Origin of the sequence: Psychrobacter sp. ENNN9_III (assembly GCF_001462175.1) — a bacterium.
Classification (GTDB): domain Bacteria; phylum Pseudomonadota; class Gammaproteobacteria; order Pseudomonadales; family Moraxellaceae; genus Psychrobacter.
The window spans coordinates 1-8,653 of sequence record NZ_LNUO01000018.1 but is presented as its reverse complement, the minus strand read 5'-3'; the positions used below and the strand labels follow the sequence as shown (position 1 = coordinate 8,653).

The 8,653-nt window shown below is 42.6% G+C and carries 7 protein-coding genes and 1 pseudogene; 5 read left to right on the top strand and 3 right to left on the bottom strand.

Annotation, left to right across the window (positions count from 1 at the left end; genetic code table 11):
- The first annotated feature begins 115 nt into the window (after positions 1-115).
- The 4 genes from PENNN9_RS12465 (at position 116) to PENNN9_RS01110 (ending at position 3,172) form a co-directional block, all read left to right on the top strand.
- Positions 116-649, top strand: coding sequence for a PAAR domain-containing protein (locus PENNN9_RS12465; protein WP_075103378.1), 534 nt, complete (start codon positions 116-118; stop codon positions 647-649).
- The gene (locus PENNN9_RS13515) at positions 642-1,556 is read left to right on the top strand and encodes a polymorphic toxin type 44 domain-containing protein (protein WP_058367932.1); all 915 of its coding nucleotides are present in this window, start codon (positions 642-644) and stop codon (positions 1,554-1,556) included. The genes PENNN9_RS12465 and PENNN9_RS13515 overlap by 8 nt, the downstream gene beginning before the upstream one ends.
- Entirely contained in the window at positions 1,510-1,782 is a 273-nt protein-coding gene (locus PENNN9_RS12765) for a polymorphic toxin type 44 domain-containing protein (RefSeq protein WP_058367931.1), read from the top strand. The genes PENNN9_RS13515 and PENNN9_RS12765 overlap by 47 nt, the downstream gene beginning before the upstream one ends.
- A gap of 583 nt (positions 1,783-2,365) precedes the next feature.
- Positions 2,366-3,172, top strand: a complete 807-nt coding sequence (locus tag PENNN9_RS01110) for a tetratricopeptide repeat protein (RefSeq protein ID WP_058367929.1) — start codon at positions 2,366-2,368, stop codon at positions 3,170-3,172.
- 96 nt (positions 3,173-3,268) lie between these two features.
- Here the strand turns inward: PENNN9_RS01110 and PENNN9_RS01105 are convergent.
- Positions 3,269-5,385 (bottom strand): annotated as a pseudogene (locus tag PENNN9_RS01105) (FAD-dependent oxidoreductase).
- A 505-nt stretch (positions 5,386-5,890) separates the two neighbouring features.
- On the opposite strand from PENNN9_RS01105, the gene PENNN9_RS01100 reads away from it, so the two are divergent.
- The gene (locus PENNN9_RS01100; protein ID WP_058367928.1) at positions 5,891-7,555 is read left to right on the top strand and encodes an AMP-binding protein; all 1,665 of its coding nucleotides are present in this window, start codon (positions 5,891-5,893) and stop codon (positions 7,553-7,555) included.
- Positions 7,556-7,715: 160 nt separating this feature from the next.
- Here PENNN9_RS01100 and PENNN9_RS01095 read toward each other — a convergent pair whose 3' ends face one another.
- Positions 7,716-8,135, bottom strand: coding sequence for a DUF6691 family protein (locus PENNN9_RS01095; protein WP_058367927.1), 420 nt, complete (start codon positions 8,133-8,135; stop codon positions 7,716-7,718).
- A gap of 77 nt (positions 8,136-8,212) precedes the next feature.
- Positions 8,213-8,650 carry a YeeE/YedE family protein gene (locus PENNN9_RS01090; protein WP_058367933.1) on the bottom strand — a complete coding sequence of 146 codons (438 nt, stop codon included), beginning with the start codon at positions 8,648-8,650 and terminating at the stop codon, positions 8,213-8,215.
- Positions 8,651-8,653: the final 3 nt, after the last annotated feature.

The following is an 8,653-nucleotide window of genomic DNA, read 5'->3' as shown; positions in this document are numbered from 1 at the left end:
ATTTATACCTTTAAACAACTTAAGTTTGATATTTAGCGTTATAGCCATCTATAATGTCATGCAAATAATAGATTTTTTAAAATCTAAACTTCGGGCATTTAAGCAAGGTAGCACTATGGCAGCCTATATAACCGTCGGCGCAAAGACCTCTCACGGTGGGACGGTCATCTCCGGCTCACCGCATACCACTCATAACGGTATCCCAGTCTCGCGTAAAGGCGACAAAGTCATCTGTAAAAAATGCAAAAAGGTCACTACTATTCTGACAGGTGATCCCACCTTTATTGTCGATGGTGCGCCTATTGCACGCAGTGGTGATATCACCAGCTGCGGCGCGAAACTGATTGCGATTCAGCAGTCATTTGCGGAGTCGGACTTTGAGGTGTTTGGGGTTGAGCAGGCAGAGGAAGTAAGACGTGAAGCTAAAGAATACTTTAATGAATCAATGGATGATTATAATCTACAGTTTGTCATGCAGGATAAAACGGAGAACGCTTTATCAGGCAAAGCTTATGTCATTTACGACGCAGATGGTGAAATATTCCAAACGGGTAATTTGAATAAAGATGGTCAAACTCCTGTGCTAAAAGATGGACAAGAGAAAGAGTATTTCATCCATGTGTTAGATGAGGAAGTAATTAATGACTAACTCTAAAGATATTATCGTTAAATTGCGCTTGTTAGTGAAACCGCCGATCAACATAAACAACTTCTTTTATAAGATGACGTATACAAAGTTCGGTTATCAAAACGAAGATGGTTCTTATGTCTCACCAAGAACTATAAAGCATGCATTGACAAAATTTACAGCAAATCCAAGTGCCAATAAAAATGGGTTAGTCGCTATTGATTCAGAAGAAATAGTACTGTTTAAATACACCAATAACATCAAAAAAACCTCTTTCCCTGCTGCGAAAAATGGCAGCGCTTGGTTCCAAATTGAAAACCGATCTAATGGCAAAGTTGTTAGAAAAAACAAGTACCCACAATGGTCATATAGGCACAAACGAGAAATATCTGAATATAAATGGGACACTACAAGCTCAAAAAATAGTACTACTCCTAATACTAAAAAAGAACAGCAGATTAAACAAAAATGCCCACATACGGTAGACGGAGCAATTGAGGTTGCAAAATATATCGTTGATGAGATTAAGAAAAACTCTAAGAGTAGAACTGTAAGTTCAATTAAACATCTGTTAGAAAGATCGAAAAACCTTCAATGGTTTGACGCCATTGGAGGAGCTAACCCAGCTATGTTATATTCTGATGCGTTAGTCCTATGGACCTTAAAAGTAGGTCCAACTATGGATTGGGATCATAAGCCAAAAATAGCTGAACATCCAGTTTTAAAAAAAACTACAACTCGTAGAAGACTTAGAGCTGAAGAGCAAGGTGGAAAAGAGTCTACGAAATATTTTCATAAATACAAAGGTTACGATTATTTTTACGATGTTTGGTCAAACATCCATTATGGTTACGTTGGTATGGTCGCAGGCTTTACTTGGTATGGTCGCAGGCTTTACAGAAAAAGAACTGATAGACGGTTCAAATGATCAGCAAAAAACAAATCCTAGCACTGAAGGGGCCGATACAATAGATGACTACAATACTATGATGATAGGAATAAATTTGTATAAGAAGTTCGGTAAGCATACAGACGATCTAAATTTTAAGCATGTTTTAGATGCGTTAGATAAATTACCTGTTGAAGGTAACTTTAAATATTCTAAGCAAATACACTGGTGCTACAATCCCTACAACAAAAATAAAGTTCGGTAAATAGGCAGTTATGTATATTCTCAATAAATTAATTATTGTACTTATTTTATTATCTGCTGCCTGCTTATACTTAGTTTCTAATAAGTCATTCATGGTGATTAATAGTACGAATAAACCTATAAGTACTATGAATTTTCAATATGTAGGCTTAGAGGGTGATCCTACTATTGCAGAAATGGAGAGTTATGCAGATAGATATACCATTGAAAACAATGGTTCTAGAGAGTTTAAAGTACTCATGAGGAACTGGTTAAAAAATCATTTATATATAGGAATTGATTTTTTTTTACGAAGAAAATAGTCCTGAAAAAGAAGAGTATTATAGTTTAAAAGGTACAACTTTTTCTAGCGAACCTCAATACGTAAACCATCAACCTTATTGCAGTTTTAAAATTGAAGTTTATTCAAACGAAAAGACTCTCGTAACGCCAACTCGTAAATGGGGATGCATCAACCCTATGTATTATCATAAGCCTTCACTCGAACAGGGTAACTAGTTTACACACTGGTACCAAAAGGTGAAACCTATAAGTAAATGAGTACAAATCACCCTATTAAATATATAATTTCGAATAAGATTTCAATGTATCAAAAAAACATCACGCCTTTAATTCAGTCTTTACTAATAGCCACAATGCTATCCAGTGGTTTGATAGCTTTTGCTTGCTCAGCCGAATCATCAAGCATATCTGTATTATCTAATCAAAGCACCCCTACTGAAATATACAAACTTGGACAAGCCTATTTTGAGGGTGACTCAGTCCCTGAAGATGATGACAAAGCTTTTGAACTGTTCCAAAAAGCCGCTGATCAAGGCTATGCGCCTGCTCAACATCATATAGGCATTATGTATCACGAAGGTATTGGTGTAGATCAAGATTATCGCAAAGCATTTGAGTGGGTTCAGCGAGCTGCTATACAAGGATATTCTCACGCTCAAACAGACCTAGCTATCATGTACGAAAGTGGAAAGGGTATTGATCAAAACTATGAAAAGGCTATGAAGTGGTATTTGTTATCAGCTAATAACATGGGTTCTACTAATGCTTCTGTAGACGCTCAAGGAAATATTGGTACGATGTACTATTTTGGTAGAGGTGTGCCGCAAAGTTATGCCATAGCGTTGGATTGGTACAAAAAAGCTGCCGTTCAAGATTCGGATATGGCACAACTTAACATCGGTGGTCTCTACGAGAATGGCTATGGCGTCCCGCAAGACTATGACAAAGCTTTTGAATGGTATCAAAAGGCCGCCGATCAAGGCAATCAACAAGCCAGTAATCGCATTGGTAGATTGGTCATGAATGGTAAAATCGACGATGAAGGTATCGTTATTTATAGCACACAAGAAACTGGACTCACATTAGGTGATATCGAAGAACCCCTATAGAATTAAAAAGAGTGACGGTTTACGAAGTAAAAAACGGCAGGAAATCGCTCCCCTACCGTCCTTTCAATTTAAAACTTTAATTCAAAAATTAAACTTTTAAATACTCGCTGCAACCTCAGCGCCATCACGAATCGCACGTTTGGCGTCTAGTTCAGCGGCGAGCTTTGCACCGCCAATCAAATGATACTGCGCGTCTGGCGCATCACCGACATTTGGCATCAGCTCTACGACCGACTCTTGACCGGCACAGACCACCACGCTATCGACACGTAGCAATTGACTTTGGCCTTGGTTATTGGTGATCCAAATACCTTCATTAGTGATTTTTTCGTACTGTGCTCCTGATACTTGGATGACGCCATGCGATTTGACATGAGCGCGGTGTACCCAACCTGTGGTTTTATTGAGGCTGCGACCCAAGCGGCCTTTAGTGCGCTGCATGAGGTACACTTGGCGAATAGGCGTGATGCCTTCAGGCTTAATCAAGCCACCTTCAGTTTGATAATCAGGGTTATTCGTAACGCCCCACTCTTCACGCCACTCATCAACCGACTGCGCCTTTGGACGATAGCTTGGATCTTTCAGCGTTTCAGGATCTAGCTCATCGAGTGGCTGACCATGATTGGCCGTTAGGTATTCACTGACATCAAAGCCAATACCGCCAGCGCCAATGACTGCGACCGTATCACCGACTGATTTCTCACCCGATAACAATTCTGCATAGCTCATCACTTGTGGTAAGTCCGCGCCTTCGAGCTTGCCTTCTAAGCTTCTTGGCACCACGCCTGTGGCAACGATGACATGGTGGAACTTGGCTTTCTCAAGCATGTCTTTATCAACTTTGGTATTGAGTTTAATCTCAACGCCTAGATGTTCAAGCTCATTGATATAGTAGCGGATGGTCTCAAAGAATTCTTCTTTACCAGGGATGACTTTGGCATAGTTAAACTGACCGCCCAAGATATCTTTGGCTTCAAATAATGTCACGTCATGCCCACGCAATGCCGCGACGTGAGCCGCTGACATACCAGCGACACCGCCGCCAATGACCGCGACTTTTTGCGGTTTTTTTGGTTTTTTTTATAGACCAACTCTGTCTCATGACACGCTTGCGGATTGACCAGACAAGTTGAGCGTTTGTTCTCAAAGGTATGATCGAGACAAGCCTGGTTACAGGCGATACAAGTGTTGATACGCTCAGCTTCGCCATTTTTGGCTTTATTGACCCAGTTGGCATCGGCGAGGAATGGACGTGCCATCTGAATCAAGTCGGCCTGACCGCTAGCGACGATGGCTTCGGCAGTATCTGGCATGTTGATACGGTTGGCTGCCATCATCGGGATATTAATATGCTTTTTAATTTCAGCGGTAAAGTCAACAAAGGCAGCACGTGGTACGCTTGTCACGATCGTTGGAACGCGCGCTTCATGCCAGCCGATACCAGTATTCATGATAGTTACGCCCGCTTCTTCTAGCGCTTTAGCGACGGTGATGACTTCATCCATGACGTTACCGTCTTTGACTAAGTCAATCACTGACAAGCGGAATAGGATAATAAAATCTTCACCTGTCGCTTCGCGTACCGCTTTGACCACATCGACCGCGAACTTCATACGATTTTGGATATCGCCGCCGTATTCGTCGGTACGTTTATTGACATGACGCGATAAAAACTGATTGAGCAAATAACCTTCAGAGCCCATGATTTCGACACCATCATAGCCCGCTTGCTTGGCAAGTTTTGCGCAGCGTGCATAGTCTTTCACCGTCTGCTCGATGTTTTTAATGCTCATTTTGCGCGGTTTAAACGGAGTGATTGGTGACTTAATAGGACTTGATGACACGATAAATGGATGATAACCGTAGCGACCACTGTGCAAGATTTGCATGATGATTTTGCTGTCATATTTATGCGCCGCTCGAGTGACTCGCTGATGGTTGATGACATCAGCTCTCGTATTCATGGTGCCGCCAGCAGGCAACAGCCAACCTTCACGATTGGGCGAGATACCGCCGGTGATCATCATTGCCACACCGCCTTTGGCCCGTTCTGCAAAATACGCCGCCAGTTTACCGTAGTTATAAAAGCGATCTTCAAGCCCTGTATGCATAGAGCCCATAACCACACGGTTTTTGAGAGTGGTAAAGCCCAAATCTAACGGCTCAAATAGATGCGGATAATGCTCAGCTGCATGGCTAGCATCCAAAGTCATGTCAGTGCTGGCAATACGATCAGAAGTTTTGGTGTTTGAGTTTTCTGGGCTTGCAGTATCATGGTTGGCGCTCATATCATTATCCTTATGAATTAATAGTTTATAGCTGTTATAGTTTGTTCACTATGATATGAATACATGGGCAACATCATATATTATACGGTGACATCGCCTGCGTTTGACTCTCCTGTGTCCATATCGTTGTAGATGAGGTATATTGTGCTTAAGAATGGTAAGTATTTGATGATTCAATATGCATTCTATCGTAACACACCGCTATTATTATCAGCTACGCAGACAAACGACTGGTGAGTGAACACTATATTTTCTGTATTTAACTTCCGTATATGTCACTTAGTAAATTGAGGCTACAAAACAAACTCACTTATTGATGATAGCTATCTATAATAAATGGGCTACCTGTTGATGAAGATAGCTATTAGCAGATAAAATCTAGTATGAGAACGACAAAACTACAATACGTTAAAGATAAAGGACTATCCTTATGACCGACTTTCACACAGGTCTTGGCAAAAACGAAGCCAATTATCAACCACTTACTCCAATTGACTTTATTATCCGTAGTGCACAGGTTTATCCTGACAAGACTGCCATCATTTATGACGATCTAGAGCACAATAGCCTCACCCAAACGTGGCAGCAAACTTACGATCGTTGCCGCCAGCTGGCAGATGGTTTGCGTAAGCTTGGTATCGATAAGAATGACACAGTCGCGGTTATGATGCCGAACACGCCAGCGATGGTTGAGTGCGCGTTTGGTGTGCCGATGTCAGGTGGCGTATTGTGTACGTTGAATACGCGTCTTGATATCAATGCCTTGACCTTTTGTTTACAGCATTCAGAAGCCAAAGTCTTAATCTTGGACAGTGAGTTCGCTGAGCATGCTGAGATTATCGATGAAACTTTTCCAAACTTGATCGTCATTCATGCAACAGACGCTGCAGTCGATGTAGAGCGTTTTGGAAAAATGAGCTATGAAGAATTGGTTGCCAGCTCAGACAGTCTAGCTAATTGGGAAAAGCCTGCTGATGAATGGGAAGCGATTGCGCTCAATTATACATCAGGTACGACGGGCAAGCCTAAGGGCGTGGTCTATCATCATCGCGGTGCCACGCTTAATGCTGTCTCCAACATTCTAGACTGGGATATGCCCAAACACCCCATGTACTTATGGACGCTGCCCCTGTTTCACTGTAACGGCTGGTGTTTTCCGTGGACCATCGCTGAGCGTGCAGGTGTCAATGTCTGCTTACGTAAAATCGATGCCGACTTAATTTTGCAGCTCATTGCTAAGCATAAAGTGACGCATTATTGTTCAGCGCCTATCGTACATAACATGATTGCCGGCGGTAAGCCTGAGTATAAAGAAGCGATTAATCACGAAGTTAAAGGTTGGGTCGCTGGTGCGCCTCCATCTGAGACCATGCTAGCGTCTATGGAGGCGATGGGCTTTCATATCTCCCATGTGTACGGTCTAACTGAAGTGTATGGACCAGTTACCGTCTGTGCTGAGCAAGCTGCATGGGATGATCTTGATGTCGCGGCACGCGCGCAAAAGAAGTCGCGTCAAGGTGTAACCTCGCATTTGATGACTGGGTTTGAGCTGTTTAAACAAGGTACCACTGAACCAGTTGCCGCCGATGGTGAAGAGATGGGTGAGTTGGCACTACGCGGTAACATGGTGATGAAAGGCTATCTGAAAAGTCGAAAAGCGACCGAAGAAGCCTTTGCTGATGGCTGGTTCCGTACAGGTGATTTGGGCGTTAAGTATCCTGACGGTTATATCAAAATTATGGATAGACTCAAAGATATCATTATCTCAGGTGGTGAGAATATCTCTAGTATTGAAGTCGAAAACGTCCTATATAAATTGCCTTCGATTCAAAGCTGTGCCGTAGTCGCTGCCCCGCATGATAAATGGGGCGAAGTACCAGTCGCCTTTATCGAGATTCATGAAGACAGCACCTTGCAGCGCGATACGGTGATGGAGCACTGCAAGCAACATTTAGCCGGTTTTAAAGTCCCTAAATACATTATTTTTGCCGAAATTCCAAAAACCAGCACCGGTAAAGTGCAAAAGTTTGAGCTGCGTCAAGCGGCCATTTCACTTGCACATGAGACGCCAAAAGTAACTCCAAGTGCAACGTAACCAATAACTTAATAGTCAGTAGCACTCTTAGTTGCTGACTATTGAATTGAAGTCATAAAAAAGGTCAGCCTAATTCAATTAGACTGACCTTTTGTTGTTAACGCTACATTGACTCTATAAGAAGTACAGCTATTAACCAATTCTATCAACCAAACCTATGCTAATTCAGCTTTGGTTCAAGCCACTGAAAGGCAAGCATACCTATTATCATCGCTGGGATAAATACATAGGCTTGCCATTGTCCAGTGCCAAGCAGTACAATACCTGGCCCCGGGCAAATACCCACCAACCCCCAGCCGATACCAAATAGCATCGCTCCGATTAACAATTTTTTTGTGATGACTGTTTTGTTTGGCATATCAATTGCGGTGCCAATCCAGCTGCTCTTTTGCCGTCTGGCTAACTGTACGCCAACGATGGCAACTGCTAGGCCGCCGCCCATCACTAGGGCTAGAGAAATATCCCAAGCACCAAAAACGTCCAAAAAGCCTTGTACTTTAACAGGATCGGTCATACCTGATATCAGCAGCCCAAACCCGAATAATAATCCAGCCAGTAATCCAATTATGTTTTTTAGCATTATTATATCTCGCTATCATCTTTTATTAAAAGTATCGAACGCCGTCTATGCAATACGCTATCTAAGCCATTTTGCATTTATAGTAACCCTAGTACATGACGACCGATATAGACGGTCACGATACCAAAGAGCATAAAGGTCACTGTCGCTGCTATAGAGCGCGGTGACATACGCGCATTGCCGCAGATGCCATGACCACTTGTGCAACCTGAACCTAAGCGCGTACCAAAGCCGACTAGCAACCCTGCTGCAATCAGCAGCGGTAAAGAGGTGCTGACTTCTATGTCAGGCAAAGGTCTGAACGCACTATAGAGTAAAGGCGAGATGATTAGACCAGCAATAAATAGAACTTGCCACATCTCCACGCGCCTGGGTTTGAGCAAACTTGAAAAGATGCCACTAATGCCAGCAATACGCCCAATACCCAGCAGCAAGATGACAGTCGCCACTCCTAGCATCAAACCACCTACTAAGGATATGGGCGTAAATGCTTGCCAGTCCACTTGTATACTCATAAC